The sequence below is a fragment of the Phaeobacter sp. SYSU ZJ3003 genome, assembly GCF_041300735.1.
Taxonomy (GTDB): domain Bacteria; phylum Pseudomonadota; class Alphaproteobacteria; order Rhodobacterales; family Rhodobacteraceae; genus Phycobacter; species Phycobacter gallaeciensis_A.
Map to the genome: position 1 here is coordinate 151,205 of NZ_PXNU01000001.1, position 20,972 is coordinate 172,176.

General features: G+C 63.1%; 22 protein-coding genes. 11 read left to right on the top strand and 11 right to left on the bottom strand.

The window, feature by feature from the left end; genetic code table 11:
- Positions 1-10: 10 nt before the first annotated feature.
- A complete protein-coding gene (locus C6W91_RS00700) occupies positions 11-1,192 on the top strand; it encodes a cytochrome P450 (RefSeq protein WP_274868019.1) in 1,182 nt (393 codons plus the stop codon).
- 35 nt (positions 1,193-1,227) lie between these two features.
- On the opposite strand, the gene C6W91_RS00705 is transcribed toward C6W91_RS00700, so the two are convergent.
- Positions 1,228-1,701 carry an Lrp/AsnC family transcriptional regulator gene (locus tag C6W91_RS00705; protein ID WP_065273197.1) on the bottom strand — a complete coding sequence of 158 codons (474 nt, stop codon included), beginning with the start codon at positions 1,699-1,701 and terminating at the stop codon, positions 1,228-1,230.
- Between the two features lie 146 nt (positions 1,702-1,847).
- Here C6W91_RS00705 and cobA point away from each other — a divergent pair, with 146 nt between their 5' ends.
- The 6 genes from cobA (at position 1,848) to C6W91_RS00735 (ending at position 6,804) form a co-directional block, all read left to right on the top strand.
- A complete protein-coding gene (gene cobA / locus C6W91_RS00710) occupies positions 1,848-2,690 on the top strand; it encodes a uroporphyrinogen-III C-methyltransferase (RefSeq protein ID WP_370570391.1) in 843 nt (280 codons plus the stop codon).
- Positions 2,690-2,998, top strand: a complete 309-nt coding sequence (locus tag C6W91_RS00715) for a DUF2849 domain-containing protein (protein ID WP_274831886.1) — start codon at positions 2,690-2,692, stop codon at positions 2,996-2,998. Before cobA ends, C6W91_RS00715 begins: the two co-directional genes overlap by 1 nt.
- On the top strand, positions 2,991-4,655 hold the full coding sequence (locus C6W91_RS00720; protein WP_370570392.1) for a nitrite/sulfite reductase: 1,665 nt from the start codon (positions 2,991-2,993) through the stop codon (positions 4,653-4,655). Before C6W91_RS00715 ends, C6W91_RS00720 begins: the two co-directional genes overlap by 8 nt.
- Positions 4,656-4,659: 4 nt before the next feature.
- A complete protein-coding gene (locus C6W91_RS00725) occupies positions 4,660-5,421 on the top strand; it encodes a phosphoadenylyl-sulfate reductase (protein ID WP_274828706.1) in 762 nt (253 codons plus the stop codon).
- Entirely contained in the window at positions 5,418-5,819 is a 402-nt protein-coding gene (locus tag C6W91_RS00730) for a DUF934 domain-containing protein (protein ID WP_065273193.1), read from the top strand. The genes C6W91_RS00725 and C6W91_RS00730 overlap by 4 nt, the downstream gene beginning before the upstream one ends.
- A 121-nt stretch (positions 5,820-5,940) precedes the next feature.
- Positions 5,941-6,804 carry a ferredoxin--NADP reductase gene (locus tag C6W91_RS00735; protein WP_065273192.1) on the top strand — a complete coding sequence of 288 codons (864 nt, stop codon included), beginning with the start codon at positions 5,941-5,943 and terminating at the stop codon, positions 6,802-6,804.
- 124 nt (positions 6,805-6,928) lie between these two features.
- Here the strand turns inward: C6W91_RS00735 and C6W91_RS00740 are convergent, their stop codons facing one another.
- Positions 6,929-7,579 carry a hypothetical protein gene (locus tag C6W91_RS00740; RefSeq protein WP_274868022.1) on the bottom strand — a complete coding sequence of 217 codons (651 nt, stop codon included), beginning with the start codon at positions 7,577-7,579 and terminating at the stop codon, positions 6,929-6,931.
- 441 nt (positions 7,580-8,020) lie between these two features.
- Here C6W91_RS00740 and infC point away from each other — a divergent pair, with 441 nt between their 5' ends.
- The gene (gene infC, locus C6W91_RS00745; protein WP_082996119.1) at positions 8,021-8,569 is read left to right on the top strand and encodes a translation initiation factor IF-3; all 549 of its coding nucleotides are present in this window, start codon (positions 8,021-8,023) and stop codon (positions 8,567-8,569) included.
- 132 nt (positions 8,570-8,701) lie between these two features.
- The gene (locus C6W91_RS00750) at positions 8,702-9,301 is read left to right on the top strand and encodes a cyclopropane-fatty-acyl-phospholipid synthase family protein (RefSeq protein ID WP_274868023.1); all 600 of its coding nucleotides are present in this window, start codon (positions 8,702-8,704) and stop codon (positions 9,299-9,301) included.
- A gap of 69 nt (positions 9,302-9,370) precedes the next feature.
- Here the strand turns inward: C6W91_RS00750 and C6W91_RS00755 are convergent, their stop codons facing one another.
- The 9 genes from C6W91_RS00755 to C6W91_RS00795 form a co-directional block, all read right to left on the bottom strand.
- The gene (locus C6W91_RS00755) at positions 9,371-10,165 is read right to left on the bottom strand and encodes a xanthine dehydrogenase family protein subunit M (RefSeq protein WP_065273188.1); all 795 of its coding nucleotides are present in this window, start codon (positions 10,163-10,165) and stop codon (positions 9,371-9,373) included.
- 108 nt (positions 10,166-10,273) lie between these two features.
- Positions 10,274-12,637 carry a xanthine dehydrogenase family protein molybdopterin-binding subunit gene (locus C6W91_RS00760; protein WP_274868024.1) on the bottom strand — a complete coding sequence of 788 codons (2,364 nt, stop codon included), beginning with the start codon at positions 12,635-12,637 and terminating at the stop codon, positions 10,274-10,276.
- 113 nt (positions 12,638-12,750) lie between these two features.
- Positions 12,751-13,236 (bottom strand): (2Fe-2S)-binding protein, encoded by a 486-nt coding sequence (locus C6W91_RS00765; protein ID WP_274831879.1) that lies wholly within the window; start codon positions 13,234-13,236, stop codon positions 12,751-12,753.
- A 168-nt stretch (positions 13,237-13,404) separates the two neighbouring features.
- The gene (locus tag C6W91_RS00770; RefSeq protein ID WP_274868025.1) at positions 13,405-14,421 is read right to left on the bottom strand and encodes a molybdopterin-binding protein; all 1,017 of its coding nucleotides are present in this window, start codon (positions 14,419-14,421) and stop codon (positions 13,405-13,407) included.
- Entirely contained in the window at positions 14,418-15,401 is a 984-nt protein-coding gene (locus tag C6W91_RS00775; RefSeq protein WP_274868026.1) for an XdhC family protein, read from the bottom strand. Before C6W91_RS00775 ends, C6W91_RS00770 begins: the two co-directional genes overlap by 4 nt.
- A gap of 146 nt (positions 15,402-15,547) precedes the next feature.
- Positions 15,548-16,138: a DUF6691 family protein gene (locus C6W91_RS00780; RefSeq protein ID WP_274831876.1), complete on the bottom strand. Its 591-nt coding sequence runs from the start codon at positions 16,136-16,138 to the stop codon at positions 15,548-15,550.
- A 3-nt stretch (positions 16,139-16,141) separates the two neighbouring features.
- The gene (locus C6W91_RS00785; RefSeq protein WP_065273799.1) at positions 16,142-16,693 is read right to left on the bottom strand and encodes a YeeE/YedE thiosulfate transporter family protein; all 552 of its coding nucleotides are present in this window, start codon (positions 16,691-16,693) and stop codon (positions 16,142-16,144) included.
- Between the two features lie 97 nt (positions 16,694-16,790).
- The gene (locus C6W91_RS00790; protein WP_274868027.1) at positions 16,791-18,044 is read right to left on the bottom strand and encodes a VWA domain-containing protein; all 1,254 of its coding nucleotides are present in this window, start codon (positions 18,042-18,044) and stop codon (positions 16,791-16,793) included.
- Between the two features lie 16 nt (positions 18,045-18,060).
- Entirely contained in the window at positions 18,061-18,972 is a 912-nt protein-coding gene (locus C6W91_RS00795; protein WP_274839323.1) for a MoxR family ATPase, read from the bottom strand.
- Positions 18,973-19,303: 331 nt separating this feature from the next.
- Between C6W91_RS00795 and C6W91_RS00800 the strand changes: the two genes are divergently transcribed.
- Both C6W91_RS00800 and C6W91_RS00805 read left to right on the top strand, forming a co-directional pair.
- A complete protein-coding gene (locus C6W91_RS00800) occupies positions 19,304-20,350 on the top strand; it encodes a glycosyltransferase family 2 protein (RefSeq protein WP_274868028.1) in 1,047 nt (348 codons plus the stop codon).
- Entirely contained in the window at positions 20,347-20,970 is a 624-nt protein-coding gene (locus tag C6W91_RS00805; protein ID WP_274868030.1) for a sulfotransferase, read from the top strand. Before C6W91_RS00800 ends, C6W91_RS00805 begins: the two co-directional genes overlap by 4 nt.
- Positions 20,971-20,972: the final 2 nt, after the last annotated feature.

The following is a 20,972-nucleotide window of genomic DNA, read 5'->3' on the forward strand; positions in this document are numbered from 1 at the left end:
AAGTCGCCGCATGAAAACACTGCATCAGTCCCCGACCGATCCGGCCTTTGTGCAAGATCCCTATCCGTTCTACGCCAAAGCCCGCGACGCGGGCGCCCTACACTATTGGCAGGACTACGACATGGTGGCAGCCTTTCGCAAATCGGCCGTTCACATGCTGCTGCGGGACCGCCGCTTCGGGCGGGAAATCCCCGCCGAAATGGCCACGCCCGGCCCGGCCCATCTGGCGCCGTTTCTGGCTGTCGAGGCTCATTCGCTGCTGGACGCCGAGCCGCCGCGCCACACCCGCCTGCGCAAACTGGTGATGCGGGCCTTCACCTCGCGCGCGATTGCCGCGCTTGAGGCGGATATCGCGCAGCTGTGCCACGATCTGATCGATGCCTTTCCGGATCAGCCCTTTGATCTGTTGCAGGCCTATTGCACGCAGGTTCCGATCGTGACCATCTGCCGCCTGCTGGGTGTGCCCGAAGGGATGGCGCCGCAGCTTCTGGATTGGTCGCACCGAATGGTGGCCATGTATCAGGCCGGGCGCACGGAAGAGACCGAGCATTCCGCAGCCGAGGCATCTGCCGCCTTTTCCGATTATCTGCGCAGCTATATCGATCAACGCCGCAGCGATCCGCAGGATGATCTGATCACCCGCCTGATTGCCGCCGAGGAGGCCGGGGACAGCCTGACCACGGATGAGCTGATCGGCACCTGCATCCTGCTGCTGAATGCGGGGCACGAAGCAACAGTGCACGCCCTTGGCAACGGGGTGAAGACGATGCTGGAACAGGGCTGGGATCCGGCCTGGCTGACCGAGGACGGGATCGACCAACTGGTCGAGGAAATCCTGCGCTATGATCCGCCACTGCATATGTTCACCCGCTATGCCTATGAAGAGGCCGAGGTCTTCGGCCACACCTTCCAGCGCGGCGATCAGGTGGCGCTGCTTCTGGGTGCGGCCAACCGCGACCCGGCAGTGCTTGATGATCCAGAGGTCTTTAACCCCAGCCGCCCGGCCAAGACCAACACGTCCTTTGGGGGCGGACTGCATTTCTGCGTCGGCGCGCCGCTGGCACGGCTGGAAATGCGCATCGCGCTGCCCATCCTGTTCCAGCGCTGCCCCGATCTGCGTCTGGCAGAAAAACCCGAGTATTCAGACAGCTACCATTTTCATGGCCTCACCCGGCTGATGGTGAGCCGCTGATGGTCGGCGCCACCCGGCGCCGCCCTCCACTTCCCCTACTCCGCTGGCTCCAGCGGCAGCAGCGTGGTCGATTTGATTTCCTCCATCGACAAGAGCGCGGTCACATTGTGCACCCGTACCTCTGAAATCAGCGCCTGATAGAATTTGTCATAGGCCCGCGCGTTCTTCACGCGCACCTTCAGGATGTAATCGATATCGCCGGCCAGCCGGTGCGCCTCCTGCACCTCGGGGCGGTCGCGTAGCGCCTGCAGGAAGGACGCCTGCCACTCCGCCTCGTGCTCAGAAGTGCGGATCAGCACGAAGAAACAAGCCTCGAACCCCAGCGCCTCGGCGTCCAGGATCACGGTCTGGCGGCCAATCACCCCGGCCTCGCGCAGTTTGCGGATGCGATTCCAGACCGGGGTCTTTGAGCTGCCCACCTGCTTGGCGATTTCGTCCAGCGACTGGCTGGCGTCGCGTTGCAGCTCCGCCAGGATTTTCCGATCCGTGGCATCAATCCGCACTGTCATTCCAATTTTCCCTCTGCATCGAAACCTTGGTCACCAAGCCCTGAACCACGTGGAACACATGTCCTTATTTGGCCGGATGTATGGCGCTTAAATGGGAATATTTCCTATATTGAGGGTCAAGTCAAACACCAGAAATGAGGCGCCACATGTCCAGTTTTGCCCCGATCATTCCCTCTGCCAGCCTTGAGCGCGCAGATGGCATGTGCTGCCCCGCGCCGGGTCAGGTTGCCTTTGCCGGCTCTGGCCCGGGCGATCCCGATCTGCTGACTCTGAAGGTGCTGAAAGCGATGCAGGCCGCGGATGTGATCCTGTTCGACCGCCTGGTCAGCCCCGAGATCATGGCCCTAGCCGCCCCGGGCATCGCGCTGGAGGATGTCGGCAAGGAAGGCTTTGGCCCTTCCATGTCGCAGGAGGAGATCTGTGACCGTCTGGTGGCCCATGCCCGTGCGGGCCGCAAGGTGCTGCGGCTCAAATCCGGCGATCCCACCGTCTTTGGCCGCCTCGACGAAGAGCTGTCCGCCTGCGACGCCGCCGGGATCGGCTATCAGATCCTGCCCGGCATCACCGCCGCCTCTGCAGCGGTCGCCGCCATCGGTCAGAGCCTGACACAGCGCGGGCGCAATTCCTCGGTGCGGTTCCTTACCGGGCACGACATGCGCGGTTTTGCCGATCACGACTGGACCGCCCTGGCGCGCCCCGGTGAAGTGGCTGCCATCTACATGGGCAAGAAGTCCGCGCGTTTCGTGCAGGGCCGCCTGATCATGCACGGCGCCGACCGGGCCACGCCGGTGACCATCGTCGAACATGCCTCGCGCGCCAACCAGCGCGTTCTGGAAACAACGCTGGATCGGCTGCCCGCCGATCTGGCTGCGGCAGGGCTCTCCGGTCCGGCCCTTACCTTCCTCGGGTTGGCGCCGCGCCAAAGCATCGCCGCCCTGCCCGACCTCGCCTCTGACCTTACCTCCGATCTGAATATGGAGCTCGCCTGATGCCCCGTCCCTTTACGCCCAAAGTGATCACCGCGAATGACCTCCTTGAGGGCGACGTGATCTATTACACCGCCAAGGACAGCTGGAGCCGCTCGCTGAGTGAGGCCGAGCTGATCACCGACGAGGCCGAGGCGCAGCTGCGCTTGCTGGCCGCCGAACGCGATGCCCTCAACGTTGTCGGCATCTACCTGACCGATGCCAAACCCGGCGCGGATGGTCCTGAACCCGTCCACTTCCGCGAAGAATTCCGCCGCACCGGTCCCTCGAACTACGCCCATGGCAAACAGGAGGCTCTCTCCAATGTATAAGTATAACGACTTTGACGCCGCTTTTCTGGCTGAACGCAACGCCCAGTTCCGTGCCCAGGTAGAGCGCCGCATCGACGGCAGCCTGACCGAGGACGAGTTCAAACCCCTGCGCCTGATGAACGGCCTGTATCTGCAGCTGCACGCCTATATGCTGCGGGTGGCGATCCCCTATGGCACGCTGAGCAGCGCCCAGATGCGCCAGCTCGCGCTGCTGGCCGAAAAGTGGGACAAGGGCTATGGCCATTTCACCACCCGTCAGAACATCCAGTACAACTGGCCGACCCTGAAGGACGTGCCGGACATGCTGGACGCGCTGGCCGAAGTGGGCCTGCACGCGATCCAGACCTCGGGCAACACCGTGCGTAACGTGACCTCGGATCACTTTGCCGCCGCCGCCAAGGGTGAGCTGGAAGATCCGCGCCCCTATGCCGAGCTGATCCGGCAATGGTCCACCGACCACCCGGAATTCCAGTTCCTGGGGCGCAAGTTCAAGATCGCGGTGACTGGCGCCGAAGAGGACCGCGCCGTGACCCGCGCCCATGACATCGGGCTGCGCATGGTCTCCCGTGAGGGCGAGACCGGGTTCGAGGTGATCGTGGGCGGTGGCCTTGGCCGCACGCCAATGATCGGCAAGGTGCTGCGGGAGTTCCTGCCCAAGGCGGACCTGCTGCCCTATCTTGAGGCGGTGCTGAGCGTCTACAACCTGCTCGGTCGGCGCGACAACAAATACAAGGCCCGGATCAAGATCACCGTGCAGGAAAACGGCATCGACAAGATCCGCGACCTGGTTGAAGAGCGTTTTATCGAGCGCCGCGCCCAGTTCAACGGCGCCGATCAGGAGCTGCTGGAAGAGATCAAGGCACATTTCACGCCCCCCGCCCTGCGCAGCGGCGACACCACGGCCTATGATGCAGCCTATGACAACGATCCGGTGTTCCGCGCCTGGGCCGACACCAACCTGTCGGCGCATCGCAACGAAGACCACGCCATCGTCACCATCTCGGTCAAGGCGCATGGCGCCACCCCCGGCGATGCCACCGCCGAGCAGATGCGCGTGATGGCGGATCTGGCGCAGGAATTCGGCTATGACGAGCTGCGCATCAGCCACCAGCAGAACGTGATCCTGCCGCATGTTCTGAAATCGGACCTGCCCGCGATCCATGCCCGCCTGAAAGAGGTCGGCCTTGCGACCGCCAACATTGGCCTGATCTCGGATATCATCGCCTGCCCCGGCATGGACTATTGCGCCTTGGCCACCGCCCGCTCGATCCCCGTTGCGCAGGATATCGCAACCCGGTTCGAAGAGCTGAAGCTGGAGCACGACGTGGGGCACCTGCAGATCAAGATCTCGGGCTGCATCAATGCCTGCGGCCACCACCACGTGGGCCATATCGGCATTCTGGGGCTGGATCGCGCCGGGGTGGAGAACTACCAGATCACCCTTGGCGGCGATGCCACCGAAACGGCGGCCATCGGCACCCGCACCGGCCCCGGTTTCGCCTATGACGAGATCGTTCCGGCGGTCGAGCGTCTGATCGGCGCCTATCTGGAGCTGCGGACCGATGAAGGCGAGACCTTCATCGAGACCTACCGCCGCGTCGGGATGGAGCCCTTCAAAGCCGTGCTTTATCCCGAAGCCCGCAAAAAGGTGGCCTAGAGCGATGCTGAAGCTCGCAGAGAGCAGCCCCAATGGGGCTGCACCGGACACCGCCCTGGCGGAAAAGGTGGAGATGCTGAATGCCCGCTACCGGCATCATTCGGCAACCGCCGTGATGCAGGGCGCCCTGCAGGATGCCGGGCAGATCGCCCTGGTTTCCAGCTTTGGCGCGGAATCGGTTGTGCTGCTGCATATGGCGGCGGTGATCGATCCCGCCGTGCCGGTGCTGTTCGTGGATACCGAGCTGCTGTTCACTGAAACGCTGGTCTATCAGCAGGAGGTGAGCGAGCGCCTTGGCCTGCGCAACGTGCAGGTCATCCGCGCCGAGGATATCGCCGAAAAGGACCCCTATGGCGCCTTGCGGTTCTCGGACACCGACGCCTGCTGCCACCTGCGCAAGACCGTGCCGCTGCAAAACGCACTGTCGGGCTATGATGGCTGGATCACCGGACGCAAACGGTTCCAGTCCGGCAGCCGCGCCGCGCTCGACTTTTTCGAGGTCGAGGACGGCACCGGACGCATCAAGGTGAACCCGCTAGCCCATTGGGCGCCCGAGGACGTGCGCGCCTACATGGAAGAAAACCGCCTGCCGCGCCATCCGCTGGTGGCGCAGGGCTACCCGTCGATCGGTTGCGCCCCCTGCACCTCGAAGGTGGCAGAAGGCGAAGACCCCCGCGCCGGACGCTGGCGCGATCAGAACAAGGAAGAATGCGGCATCCACATCGTGGATGGCAAACTCACCCGCAAAGGAGCTGACCCCAAATGACTGTAATTGTGACCGACACCGGATTTGGCCCCGACAGCTGGCAGGCCGGCTACGAGGGTGAAAACGCGCTGGACCTGCAGCCCGATGCGGATCTGGCCCCCTTGTCGAACCGCATCCCCGGCTGCGAGATGATCCGTATTCATTTCCCCAGCTTTGCCGACGGCCGCGGCTTCACCCTGGCGCGGCAATTGCGGCAGATGGGTTATACCGGGCGGCTCCGGGCCTATGGTCACGTGCTGGCGGATCAATACGCCATGGCGCGGCGCAGCGGCTTTGACGAGGTCGAGATCGATGATGATCTGGCCGCCCGTCAGCCCGAGGATCAGTGGCTGGCCCGGGCAAACTGGCAGGCGCACGACTATCAGGCACGTCTGGGACGCGGCCGGGCCGCCCGCTGAGACGGGCCTGATCCCGCGTCAGACACCCCCACAAACCGCAATTCGGGAAAAACAAAGCTTTTCCTGACCTGAATCAACGATTAATCAGAGGTGCCGGTCTACCAGACCGGCAGTGAAACCGATGAACGAGATGACCGCCGTGACCGACACTGCCTCCGAAGCCAAGCCCGCCAAGGCGACCCCGACCCTGCCGGACGCCCAGACCGTGACCGCGGTCAAGCACTGGACAGACCGCCTGTTTTCCTTCCGGGTATCGCGGCCTGCGTCGCTGCGCTTCCGCTCGGGCGAGTTCGTGATGATCGGCCTGATGGGCGACCCCGATCCCAAGACCGGCAAGCAGAAACCACTGCTGCGTGCCTATTCCATCGCCTCGCCTTCCTGGGACGAAGAGCTGGAGTTCTACTCGATCAAGGTGCAGGACGGTCCGCTGACCTCGAAACTACAGCACATCAAAGAAGGCGATCAGATCATCCTGCGGCCCAAACCCGTCGGCACCCTGGTGCATGACGCGCTGCTGCCCGGCAAACGCATCTGGTTCTTCGCCACCGGCACCGGCTTTGCGCCCTTCGCCTCGCTGCTGCGCGAGCCGCAGACCTACGAGGATTACGACGAGGTGATCATCACCCACACCTGCCGCACCGCAGGCGAGCTGACCTATGGCCGGGAACTGATCGAAAGCCTGAAGGACGACGAGCTGCTCAATGAGGTGATCGGTGAGGGCTTCTGGAAGAAGATCAAATACTACCCCACCACCACCCGCGAAGAGAGCGCCAAGATGGGCCGGATCACCGACCTGATCAACTCGGGCGAGGCCTACAAGGATCTGGGCGTTGAGCCACTCAACCCCGAGAGCGACCGGGCGATGATCTGCGGCAACCTGGCCTTCAACCTGGAACTGAAGGACATGTTGGAAGCGGCGGGCCTTGAAGAAGGCGCCAATTCCAAGCCCGCGCAATATGTGGTGGAAAAGGCTTTCCTCGACTAAGCCAGCACGCCTGATCCAAGCCGCCAATGGCCAGATACAAAAAGGCCGCGCCACCCTGATAAGGGCGGCGCGGCTTTTCTTTTGAAACAGCGGGTTACCCCGCACCTGTGACGGGGCGCAGAGGTTACAGGTTCAGCGCGGCCCTTACCTGATCCAGCGCCGCCTTCAGCATCGCCGGGCTGTCCTTTGCCGCATCCAGCGCCGAGGTCAGAACGGTTTTCTGGGTCTGTGACAGATCCGAGTCGGCGATCATCGTGGTGACCGTTTCGTAATCAAAGCCTTCCAGCGTCAGCGCCTCTGACATAGCCTGATCGGCAGCCTGTTCCGCTGCGGGATCAGCGGCACTCCCCGCCGTGTCTGTCACAGCTTGCGTTGCGCTTTCTACAGCCTCACGAACAGCCTCATCCGCCTGCTGAGCGACGCCCTCTGCCGCATCCGCTGCCGCTCCGGCGGCTGTCTCTGCCGTCTCTTTGGCGCTTTCCAAGGCTGCCTCTGCCTCGGCGGCGGCCTCTTCGACGGTCTCCTCGACCGCGCGCTCGACCGCTTCGGCAGCCTCTTCCATCTGCTCTGCCGTGGTTTTCGGCGCTTCGCTCTCGCTGGTCTCCTCGACCACCGGTGCAGGTTCTGCCTCAGGTGCGGGCTCTGTCACGGCTGCGGGGGCGTCCGTGTTGGTCGGCGCGTTACTGATCACACTGTCTTCGGTCTGGACAGAAAAGGCATAGTAAGCGCCAATCGCCACCACCCCGGCTGCTACGGCAACAATAACCGGTTTCATGATGTCTCTCCTTTGTTGTGGCCGGGGCCTGCATCGCAGCAGGGGCTCCGGCGCGTATTCTTGCGACATTCGATACCGGCTAGCTGACGTTCCGCAGCCCCCGCCACAAGGGGCAAAAATCGCTGGATGCGTCATCGGCCAGCAGCCGCCGACAGGATCCCGGCGGATTGGCGGGGCTTTGCCGGCACCCAGGCCGGATACGCTTTCCCCCTGACGGCCGCCCCTCCGAATCGATGCAGACCAGGCCGGGCTGGCTGCCACCCTGCCCGCCGGGCGCCGGTGCCTACCTGCCCGCAGGCCCGACTGCGGGAGGCTTGCACCGGTTCTGTGATGACAATCGCCTTTTTTCACGGGCGCCCGCATCGGTTCCCGCTTGAAAGACGCCGCGCCCCGGTTTAGATTTCATGCTCGAAAATCGGCAACCATCAAAGGATTGAACCCATAGCCCGCAGACCTCATAACGCGCCGCCGCCTCGTGATACCGGCCCGCGCACGAACGAAAAAATCCGCGCCCCCGAAATCCGCCTGATTGGCGCCGAAGGGGAGAACGTTGGCGTTGTCCATCCGGCCAAGGCAATGGAGATGGCAGCGGAAGCGGGTCTGGACCTTGTGGAGATCTCGCCGAACGCCAATCCGCCGGTCTGCAAGATCATGGACTTCGGCAAGTTCAAATACGAGCAACAGAAACGCGAAAGCGAAGCCCGTAAAAAGCAGAAGATCATCGAGGTCAAAGAGGTCAAGTTCCGCCCGAACACGGACACCAATGACTACAGCGTAAAAATGCGCAACGTGTTCAAATTCCTTGAAAACGGTGACAAGGTGAAGATCACCCTGCGTTTCCGCGGCCGCGAGATGGCGCACCAGAACCTCGGCCGTGAGCTGCTGGAGCGTGTGGCCGAAGACGTCAAAGATATCGGCAAGATCGAAAACATGCCGAAGATGGAAGGCCGTCAGATGATCATGATGATCGGCCCGCTGCCGCAGAAATAGCCTGCGGCCCTAACGGACCAGCCCGATCTGGGCTGAATTCCGCCTTTCTATTCCGCCCCCGGTGCTTGACTGCGCCGGGGGCGTTGTCATTGTCGCCCCTGATAAACAGCCATGCGATCAGGACGAGCCGACATGTGGGAAGAACGATTTGCAAACTCCGATGACTATGTGTTCGGGACCGAACCAGCCCGGTTCCTGACCGAACATGCTGCCTATCTGACGCCGGGCAAGACGGCCCTGTCGGTGGCCGATGGCGAGGGGCGCAATTCCGTCTACATGGCGCAGCGGGGGCTTGAGACGACCGCCTATGAGTTCGCCCCCACCGCCATTGCCCGCGCCCGTAATCTGGCGGCAGAGCGTGGCGTCACGGTGGATTTCCAAAACGTTGATATCCTCACCCATGACTGGCCTGAGGATGCCTATGATTTGGTGGTCGGCATTTTCATCCAGTTCGTCGGCCCCAAGGATCGCAAGGTGCAATTCGAAGGCATGAAACGCAGCCTGAAACCCGGCGGTGTGCTGCTGCTGCATGGCTATACGCCGAAACAGCTGGAATTCGGCACCGGCGGGCCGCCCTTTGCCGAGAACATGTACACCGAGGATCAGCTGGCCGCTGATTTCGTAGGCTGGGACATCCTGGAGAACCGCGCCTATGAGCGGGAGGTGCAGGAGGGACGCGGCCACAGCGGCATGTCCGCCCTCATCGATTTCGTGGCGCGCAAACCCGCCTGACCACAGGTACCCGCATGAAAAAGGGCCCCGCAGTGCTGCGAGGCCCCATTGCTGTTCTGTCCCAGTGGCTCAGCCTGCGGCGGCGGCCACGGCGCGTTTGGTCAGGACACCGACAAGATGGGCACGGTATTCCTTGGTGCCGTGGATATCGCCCATCATGTTGGCCGGGTTAATGCGCAGATCCGTCAGAGCGTCGGGGCGGAATTCCTTGCCCAGTGCCTGCTCAGCTTCGCTCCAGCGGAACACACCCTCTTCCGACGCGCCGGTGACGGCAACCCGCACCCCGTCCGCGTATTTGGCGACAAAAACCCCCACCAGGGCAAAGCGCGAGGCAGGCTGCACGAACTTCTGATAGTTCGCGGCCTCTGGCACCGGGAACCGCACGCCGGTGATGATCTCACCCTCTTCCAACGCGGTGGTGAAAAGACCGTCGAAATAATCATCCGCCGCGATTTCGCGGGCATTGGTGATCACGGTTGCGCCGCTGCCCAGAACCGCTGCCGGATAGCAGGCCGCCGGATCGTTATTGGCAAGCGAGCCGCCGATGGTGCCCCGGTTGCGCACGGCGGGATCGCCGATGTGGCTGGCCAGCTCGGCCAGCGCGGGATAATGCGCTGCGGCCTCGGAGGCGACTGTGGCATGGGTGGTGGCGCCGCCGATTGCCAGGCTTCCATCATCTTCGCGGCAGACGCCCTGCATTTCACCAATCCCGGCAAGCGAGACCAGTTTCGACGGCATCGCCAGCCGCTGTTTCATGGTCGGCAGCAGGGTCTGGCCACCGCCCAGCGCCTGCGCGTCTTCCTCTGCCAGCGCGGCAACCGCGTCGGCAATGGAGGCAGGTTTTTCAAACTCGAAATTATACATTCCGCTTTCCTTCCCAAAGAATGCCGGGGGATCACCCCCCTTGTTCTTTTGTTCAAATCTCCCAAGGGCGCAGGGACCCGGCACATCTGCCTGGCCCCTGCCCCGGTGTTAACTGTTCATCGCAGCCCAGACGCGGCCGGGGCTGAGTGGCATATCGATATGCGTCACATCTTTACCCGCTGCCTGCAGCGCGTCCACCACTGCATTCACAACCGCCGGCGGCGATCCGATGGCACCGGCCTCACCGCAGCCCTTCACCCCAAGGGGGTTATGGGTACAGGGCGTCTGGCAGGAATGGTCCACCTGATAGAAGGGCAGATCATCGGCGCGCGGCATGGCGTAATCCATGTAAGAGGCCGACAGAAGCTGACCGTTCTCGTCATAGACGCAGCCTTCGAGCAGCGCCTGACCGATGCCCTGACCGATACCGCCGTGCACCTGACCATCGACGATCATCGGGTTGACGATATTGCCAAAGTCATCCGCCGCCGCGAAACGTTCGATGGTGACCTTGCCGGTCTCGGGATCGACCTCCACCTCGCAGGCATAGGCGCCCGAGGGGTAGGTGAAGTTCGCCGGATCGTAAAAGGCGGTCTCTTCCAGCCCCGGCTCCATATCCTCAAGCGGGTAGTTGTGGGGCACATAGGCCGCCAGCGTGACATCGCCCCAGGCGAGGGATTTATCCGTGCCCGCAACCGAGAACTGGCCATCCTTCAGCTCGATATCCGCATCAGACGCCTCCAGGATATGGGCGGCGATCTTCTTCGCCTTGGCGATGATCTTTTCCGTCGCCCGCACCATGGCAGAGCCACCCACCGCGAGGGAGCGCGAGCCATAGGTGCCCATGCCCATCGGCGTGTTGGCGGTGTCGCCATGCACAATCTCGACCATGCTTTCGTCGATGCCGATCATATCCGCGATCACCTGCGGGAAGGAGGTTTCATGCCCCTGCCCGTGGCTGTGGCTGCCGGTCATCACCACCAGACCGCCGGTCGCATTCACCCGCACCGTGGCGGATTCATAAAGACCCGCGCGCGCACCAAGCTGCCCGACAAGGTTCGACGGCGCGATGCCGCAGGCCTCGATATAGCAGTTGACGCCCAAACCACGCAGCTTGCCGTTTTCCTCGCTCTTGGCGCGGCGCGCCTTGAAGCCTGCGAAATCGGCAACCTCCATCAGCTTGTCCATGGTCGCGTTGTAATCGCCGGTGTCATATTCCACCGCCACCGGGGTGGCATAGGGGAATTCGGTGATGAAGTTCTGACGCCGCAGCGCGATGGGATCGACGCCCAGCTCGCGCGCGGCCTTGTCGATGACGCGCTCCAACTGGAATGTCGCCTCAGGGCGGCCCGCGCCGCGATAGGCATCCACCGGCACCGTGTTGGTAAAGACGGCCTTCACGTTCACATAGATCAGCGGCGTCTTGTAGTTACCCGCCATCAGCGTGCCATGCAGCCAGGTCGGCACCGAAGGCGCAAAGGTCGACAGGTATGCGCCCATATTGGCGTAAGTGTCGGTGCGCAGCGCGGTAAAGTTGTTCTCCGCATCCAGCGCCAGTTCGATCTTGGTCACGTGATCGCGCCCGTGGGCATCCGACATAAAGGCCTCGGACCGGGTAGAGGTCCATTTGACCGCCCGGTTCAGCGCCTTGGCCGCGAAGGTACAGAAGGCTTCCTCGGCATAATGGAAGATCTTGGTGCCGAAACCGCCGCCCACATCCGGCGCGATGACGCGCAGCTTATGCTCGGGGATGCCCAACACGAAAGCGCCCATCAGAAGGCGGATCACATGCGGGTTCTGCGAAGTTGTATAAAGCGTCGATTCCCCGGTGGCCCGGTTGAAATCGCCCACCGCCACGCGCGGCTCCATCGGGTTCGCGACCAGACGGTTGTTGACCAGCTCCAGCGTGGTCACATGGGCCGCATTGGCAAAGGCCTCTTCCACTGCCGGTTTGTTCTCTTCCACGAAGCCCCAGTCGTAGCAGAGGTTCGAGGTGAGATCGTCATGCACCTTGGGGGCGCCCTCCTTGACGGCCTCCTTCATGTCGATGACGGCGGGCAGTTCTTCGATATCGAGCTCAATCGCCTCGGCGGCGTCGCGAGCTTCCTCGCGGCTTTCGGCGACCACGGCGGCGATGGCATCGCCCACATAGCGGACCTTGCCCTGAGCCAGAACCGGGTGCGCAGGTTCCTGCATCGGTTCTCCATGGCGGTCGGTCACCTGCCAGCCGCAGGGAATCGACCCCACACCTTCGAAATCAGCGCCGGTGAAGATGCGGATGACGCCCGGCATCGCGGCCGCAGCCGTGGTGTCGATGCCGTTGATCTTGCCGTGGGCCACATCCGAGCGCAGGAAATGCACATAGGCCTGATTGTTGAGGTTGATGTCGTCAGTGTAATTTCCGGTTCCGGTCAGGAACCTTACGTCTTCGCGCCGCTTCGGGCTGGCGCCGATGCCACTATCCTTTGGCATTGTCCAAATCTCCTCCCTGGATGGTGCGCGCAATGGCGCACCTCTTGGTCATGCAAAATTGTCTTTCGTCCCGGGCCGCGCCTCCCTGCGCTGCCCGCGGCGGGCTTATGGCTTTATTCGGCAGCAATGGCCGTCACGTCCTGACCGGACGCGGCAAGGATCGCCTTGACGATGTTATGATAGCCGGTGCAGCGGCAGATATTGCCTTCAAGATAGGCGCGCACCTCGGCTTCGGTCGGCTTGGGGTTTTCCTTCAGCAGCGCCGCCGCCGACATCACCATGCCCGGCGTGCAGAAACCGCACTGAAGCCCGTGGTGATCCTGAAACGCCTGCTGGATCGTATTCAGCGTACCATCCGGAGCCGCCTGCCCTTCGATGGTGGCAACCTCTGCGCCGTCTGCTTCGGCCGCCAGCATGGTGCAGGATTTGACCGCCTTGCCGTTCACATGCACCACGCAGGCGCCGCACTGGCTGGTATCGCAGCCTACATGTGTCCCCGTGAGACCCAGCTCGTCGCGCAGAAATGACGCCAGGAGCGTGCGCCCCTCCACATCACCGCTGGCGGGCTTGCCGTTCACGGTCATCGAGACCTTCGCCATGAATTCCTCCCATTCGCTACTTTTGTTTGGCTGAATAGGAGTTAAGCACGGGATGCGGCTGACGCGAACCCCCAGAAAGGCCTCTGGCCGTAACATTTTTGCCAAACGGCAAGAAGCCGCGCGTAACACGTTGGAGATGCGGACATTTTGTGCTGTTTGGCGCAGCGTTCAGCCCCGCCCGGCGTCATCCTGTCCAGCGCGGCGCGGCATGGGCCGGGTGGGAATCTCTTTCAGCAGGCCCCCGACCCCCATGGCGGCGATATCCGCCCCGCGCAACGCCACTCCGCAGATCACCCGCTCCAACACCCAGTCGGCACCATTGAGCGCGGGCGAGCGGGCGCAACCCGGCAGGCCGATCAACGGTTTCTCACCCAATGCACCGAGAAACAGAAGGTTGCCCGGATCCACCGGCATGCCAAAGCGCGTCACCGTGCCACCCGCGTGGCGCAGCGCCTGAGGCGCCACATCCAGTGGGTCCGAGGTCGCCGATCCGGTCAGGATCAGGATGACCTCTCCCGGCGCATCGGCAATTGCCGCTGACAGCTCCGCCTCGCGGTGGTGCACAACCACGCGATCTGTCAACTCCATACCCATCCGGTCGAGCCGTCCGGCCATGGCCGCGCGGCCCTTTTCGGATGGAGTATCGCCCGTAACCCGCGTTTCGATCAGGGTTGCGGTCTTGTAGGCCGGGGCGCGCACCCGCAACGCCCCGCCTGCATTCCTTGCCGCTTGTCTCAGGTGCGCCTCTGGCACCCCGTAGGCGATGATCTTGATGGTGGCGATCATGCCGCCTGCATCGACCCGGTGATAGGCGGGCACGGTGGCGATGGTGATCATCGGATCGACCGCATTCACCGCCTCCAGCCGCGCCCGGTCCAGCTCCACCACACCGCAGGTTTCGGCATAAAGGTTCACCCGCCCCGCCCCGGCTCCGGAAATGCGCAAGCCCTGGGCGCCCGGGTCCGGAACGATGGCGCGGGCCAGGGCCTGCGCCGCCGCGTCCTCGTGCATATCGCCCTGTTCCAGCCGCGCGGCGGTGACTTCGGAAAACCCGGAGGCGGCCAGATCACTCAGATCCGCCGGGGTCAGCGCCGTGCCCTTGGCAATCTTGCGGGTCTCAAGATGCAGGGAATGGGCCAGAATCGCCCCCTCGGCCTGATCCAGCGGAACCGGGCCGAACTTCATGAGGATTTGCCGCGCAGAACCGCTGTCATCTCGGCCAGGATCGACACCGCGATTTCAGACGGGCCCGCCGCGCCGATATCCAGACCGATGGGCCCGTGGATGCGCTCGATCTGTTCTCCGGTGAAACCAGCCGCCACCATCCGGTCCACCCGTTTGGCATGGGTGCGGGTGGAGCCAAGCGCGCCAATGTAAAAACAATCGGCGCCCAGCGCAGCCTCCAGCGCCGGATCGTCGAGTTTCGGATCATGGGTCAGCAGCACCAGCGCGGTGCGGGCATCAAGGCCAAGCTTTTCCACCGCCTCGTCCGGCCAATCGTCCATCAATGTCTCGCCCGGGAACCGCGCGGCGGCGGCAAAGGCCTCGCGCGGGTCGATAATCACCGGATCATAACCCGCAATCCGCGCCATGGGCACCAGCGCCTGGGCGATATGCACCGCCCCCACCACAATCAACCGCAGTGGCGGGTTGTGCACGGCAACGAAGGTCTTTCCGTCTTCCTCAACACCAGAGCGGTCCATGCGCAGGCGCTCAGCATAGCCATCGCGCACCAGACGCTGCGCGCCGCTGTCCAGATCCACCTCATAGGCGAGCGCGATACGTTCCTTGCGGGCCGCGACCAGTTCCTCCAGCAGATCCACCGGCAGGGCGCCGCCCACGGGTTCAACCAGAACTTTGATGGTGCCGCCGCAGGCCAGCCCCACGGCAAAGGCATCATCATCGCTGACCCCGAACTCGAGCAGGCGGTGCTTGCCATCCTCGATGGCTTCCAGCGCCTCAAAGACCACCGCGCTTTCGACGCAGCCGCCCGAGACCGAGCCTTCGATGCGGCCATCGCCGCCCACCACCAGCTGCGATCCGGCCCGGCGCGGCGCCGATCCCCAGGTCTGCACCACCGTGGCCAATGCAGCCCCGGTGCCATCCCTGTGCCATTCCAGCGCCACCTCCGGCGCGTTCTCGAAACGCTGGGTTTCCTCTGACATGCAATCCTCCCGGCGTGTCTTCCGCCTTTGTTGCCCCCAAGGTTGACGCGAAGGCCAGAGGTTTCAAGCCGAAAACGCAGCGCAAAACGCAAAGCGCCCGCCGGGACCGGCGGGCGTTCGGGCATATTACAGGCGCGGGAGGGTGCCTATTCAGCCGGTTGCAGGTTCGATTTGGAGGGCGTCAGCCGCTCGGGCAGGGCAAAGGCCAGCGCGATGAAACCAAGGCCCAGAACGATGCCGAGGATATCGCCCGGCAGCGCCGTCATCCCGTCGAACTTGGATCCCGGCACGGTGCCAACGGTGACCTTGCCGCCCGCGATGCTGTCCAGAAGGCCGCTCGATTTCCACATCGGGTAGGTGACCATATAGGCCGCTGCACCCAGAAGGCCGCCGGCGATGAAGAACAGCGCATCCTTGCGACCCGAGGCCGCCGCGACCACGCCGGTGCCAGGGCAATAGCCCGCCAGCGCCCAGCCCGCGCCCAGCATCAAGCCGCCAATAAAGACGCCCACATAGGCGGTTTTTACGGACATATGCCCCACGTCGACAAAGCCCAGCATCTGGCCCGCGAACATCAGCACCGAACCGGTGCCGATGGCCAGCAGGATGGTCTTGGCGAGGTTGAGGTTGGTGAGGTTCAGCATCTTGCCGATCATGTTCGGGTTGCTGGCGCCGATACGGTCCAGAACCGCGCCGAAAGCCAGACCGATAACAATTGCGAGAACGATAGACATCATGGCTCAGGCCTCCTTCTTGAACAGGATAAGGGATACGGGGATCGCAGCGGCAAAGGCCCCGGCGGCAAAGAGATAGCCCGACAGCGCGGTCTGCATCATGCCCGACATCATGTGCCCAGAGGTGCAGCCGCCAGCCAGGCGCGCGCCGTAAAGCACGATGAAACCGCCAACAAAGGTCGCGCCGTAGCGCAGGGCAACCCCGTCCCCCATATTGGCGCGCCACAGATCGGGGATGCTGCGCTCCCGCGCGGGCAGGCCGCCGCGCGCCATCACCGACAGAAAGCCGCCCACCGCCATCGCCAGCACAAAGACAAAGCTGTAGTTCAGCGGGTTCATCACCGATTTGGCGTATTTGCCATTCGATTTCGCCAGATAGGCATTGGTCGAGGTATATCCTTCCTCGGTCTTGGTCACCAATTCGCTGTTCACCGCGTCGCCGATGATCCCGTCCAGGATCACGAATTGCGTGGACACGCCAATCGGTTTGACCAGCAGCACCGCCAGAAAGAAGACGAACCCCAGCAGAAGCCCTCCGGTTTTCCAGTTCATGGCCATCATCAGCCTCCCAAATTACATTCCATTTACGGAATGTAGCAGGCTGAGCGCAGGTCAGGCTTGACCCAGATCAATTACATTCGGCTTTTAGAATTCGTCAGAGAAGCGCCATCAACCGCGCCTTTTCGCCCTGGTCCTCGGGGCGGGAAATCGCCTGCGCCAGATCTTCGAGCGAGGCAATGGAGTGGCCGGCCCGAAAACTGTCCACATGAGGCAGCATGGCGCGGATACCTTGTGCCTTGGGGGCGAAGCCTTCCCAACGGAGCAGCGGGTTCAGCCAGATCAGCCTCCGCGATGACAGGTGCAGGCGCTGCATCTCCTTGGCCAGTTGGTCCGGGTCGTCCCGGTCCAGCCCGTCAGTGATCAGCAGCACCACAGCCCCCTGCCCCATCACCCGGCGCGACCAGTCGCGGTTGAATTCATGCAGGCAGGATCCGATCCGGGTGCCGCCCTCCCAGTCCTGCGCCTCGGCGCCCGCTGCGGCCAAGGCCGCGTCCACATCGCGCGTGGCCAGATGGCGGGTGATATTGGTGAGCCGCGTGCCAAAGGTGAAGCCATGCACCTTGGCCCAGCCCGCACCCTTTTGGTTGGCGACCGAATGCAGGAAATGCAGCACGATGCGGCTGTACTGGCTCATGGAGCCGGAAATATCGCAGATCACCACCAGATTGGGCCAGCGGATGCGCCGTTTGGCGCGGGCGATATCTTGCAAATCGCCGCCCCGGCGTGCTGCATCGCGCAGGGTGCGCCGCCAATCGGCCCGCTGCCCATGCGGCGCGGCCATCAGGCGGCGCGACTGGATCGGCTGCACCGGCAGGCGCATCTGCGACAGGATGCGTTTGGCGCGGGCAACTTCCTCGGTGCTCATCTGTTCGAAATCCAAGGACCGCAAACGCTCCTCCGAGGACATCGTCAGCGTCGCGTCGATCTCGAACTCGGTGCCCTCGTCCTCTTGCCCCTCTGGCAGGTCGATCTGATCATTGGCACCATCCAGCAGCGCCTCGGCCGCGCGTTTTTCACCGGGTTTGGCGGCGCGCTCTTCCTGCACGCCGCGCACCGCAGGCAGCATCGCCGCCATCATATGCTCCAGAAACCGCGGATCGCGCCAATAAAGACGAAAGATCTGCGCAAAGACCGCCCGGTGTTCGGGACGGGTCACGAAACAGGCGTGCAGTGCCCAGTAGAAATCCTGCCGACTGGTGAAACCCGCTGCCGCTACAGCCTCAACCGCATCCACCACCCGGCCCGGCCCGATGGGCAGCCCCGCCTTGCGCAGAGCGCGGGCGAAATGGGTGACGTTCTGGACGAGTTTCGGATCGTCCGGCAGGGAGAGTTCGGGCAGTTCAACCATCAGATCAGCACCCGGATCACGGCGTCTCCTCCAATGTCTGCTTGGCCTTGTCGAGGATGCGTTTCGCCTCGGAGCCCTGCAATTGTGCGATATCGTCCTGGTATTTCAGGATCGCGCCCAGTGTGTCGGCGATCACCTCGGGGCTGAGGTCGATCACGTCGAGCGCAAGCAGGCAATTGGCCCAGTCGATGGTTTCGGCCACGCCGGGTTTCTTGAACAGATCCTCAGTCCGCAACGCCTGCACAAAGGCGACCACTTCGCGGCTGAGTTTTTCGGAGGCTTCGGGCGCACGGGCCCGCAGGATTTCGACCTCGCGGGTGAAATCGGGATAATCGACCCAGTGATACAGGCAGCGCCGTTTTAGCGCGTCATGCACCTCACGCGTGCGGTTGGAGGTCAGGATCACGATGGGCGGCTCGGGCGCCTTGATGGTGCCAAGTTCCGGAATGGTCACCTGAAAATCGCTGAGCGCCTCCAGAAGGAACGCCTCGAAGGGCTCATCGGTGCGGTCCAGTTCGTCGATCAGCAGAACGGGCGCGCCATTCTCATCGGGGCGCATCGCCTCCAAGAGTGGCCGTTCGATCAGAAACTCGTCAGAGAACAGCTCCATTTGCAGCGCCGCGCGGTCGGCGCCGCCTGCAGCCTCAGCGGTGCGGATCGCCACCATCTGCGCGGCAAAATTCCATTCATAAACCGCGCTGGAGGCATCAAGCCCCTCGTAGCATTGCAGCCGGATCAGGCGCCGACCCAGCGCCGCCGACAGGGCCTTGGCGATCTCGGTCTTGCCGACGCCGGCCTCGCCTTCCAGGAACAAGGGGCGGCCCAGACGCAGCGACAGGAAAACCACGGTAGCAAGCGCCCGGCCGCAGACATAACCCTGCTCCCCCAGCATCTGTTGCACCTGATCGATGGATTGCGCCTCTGTCATGCCTTGCCTCCCCGCTTGGTCGCACCAAGAGGCCATGCGCCCAACGCGCGGTCAAGGCTGGTCTGCCCCCGTTTTCGGATTGTTGATTTCGTTTGTTGGGCAACACTTCGACAAGGGTTAACGGCTATACACCCTGCAATGATTGACGCAGGGCGCCCGCCCTGCCATGGATTTTGGCAATGACGATAGCCCCGGCTGTACCCGATCCATGTGTGACGACGACGTGCGGTAACGAGAGGCAAGATGCAGGCGGCAAGGCAACAGATCGAATGATGCGCCACGGATCAACACAGCCCGGCACTTCGCGCCGGGACGCCAAAGGGGATGCATGATGCGCATCACCGCCGTCACCTGCGTCAAGAACGAAGGCCCCTTCCTGCTCGAATGGATCGCCTATAACCGGCTGATCGGGGTCACGGATTTCCTGTTCTATTCCAACGATTGCAGCGATGGCACTGATGACCTGCTAGATGCATTGGCGGCGCGGGGGCTGGTGCAGCATCTGCCCAACCCGGCCGAGGGGCGCAATTACCAGATGGAGGCGCTGAAACACGCGCGCCAGCAGCCTATCGTGGCAGATGCGGACTGGGTCTGGGTGGCCGATGTGGATGAATTCCTCAACATCCACACGGGCGGTCACACAATCCCCGATCTGATCACGGCCTGCGGCAATCCCCAGGCGATTTCGCTCAGCTTCCAATTCTTTGCCAATGACGGGGTCGAGGCCTTCGAAGACGTGCCGGTGATCGCCCAGTTCACCCGTTCGCATAACCCGGATATCTACTGCGCCGATGGTTCAATCGAGGTCAAGACGCTGGTACGCCGCGATTTTCCGCTGCAATACTATGGCGCGCATCGCCCGTTCTTCCGCAAGGCTTTGGCCAAGGACAAGCGCCCCGTCTGGACCGATGGTGGCGGCCGCCGGGTGCCCTTCCGGTTCCTGATGGCTGCAAACCGCGATCATATCCGCAAACTCCCGGCCAAAGGCGCCCGCAGCCTTGCGACGCTGAACCACTACGCGCTGCGTTCGCTCGACAGCTATCTGGTGAAGAATGACCGCGGCGATGTGAACCGGGAAAATCGCGCCTTTGACGATACCTATTGGCGCGAACGCAATGACCCCGCCTATGAGGACCTGTCGATCCAACGCCATCTCCCGGCGATGGAGGCGGCGCTTGCCGATCTGAAATCCGACCCCGAGATCGCCGCCCTGCACGAGGCGGCAGTGCGCCTGCATCGTCACAGACGCGATGAGCTACTGGCCCAGCCCAACTATCAGGCGATGCGCGATCAGCTGCGCGCCGCCCCAACCCTGCCCCCACAGGAAGAGGCGCTGCTGCGCGATCTTGACCTCTGGACCAAAGAGGCGGCGCAATGAGCCTCAAGGTCATCAACCTCGGCCTGCCGAAGTCGGGCACCACCACGCTGGGCAAGGCGCTGTCGCAGGCGGGTTATTCCGTGGCCGATCACCGCCTGCGCGACCGCGAGGAAGACAAACCCGGCAAGCGGCGGATTTTCGTCGGCAGCCTCCTTTACAAAGGACTATATGAGCGCGGCGATCCCATGGCCTATCTGGATGGTTTTGATGCGCTGTCAGAGGTGAGCTTTATCCACGGCAAATTCTCGGTCTGGCCGCAATTCGATTTTGCCCTGCTGCAGGTGCTGAAGGATCTCAACCCGGGGCTCAAATTCATCGCCACCCGGCGCGATGCGGCCAGTCATTCGAAATCGATCATGGCCTGGAACAACCTTGGCACCGCTCGGCTGCCCGCCAGCACGGTGCCTGGCCTGCCGATCGGATACGGCAAGACGCCGGAACAGCAGATGATCTGGATCGACGGTCATTACGAGGCGCTGAAACACTGGTTCCGCGAGGACCCCGATTACCTTGAGATCAACGTCGCCGATGCCGGTGCGCAAGCGCGGGTGGGCGCGTTCCTTGGACGCGATCTACCCTGGTGGGGCCAGGCCAACGTCAACCGGAAGGCACGTTCCTGACC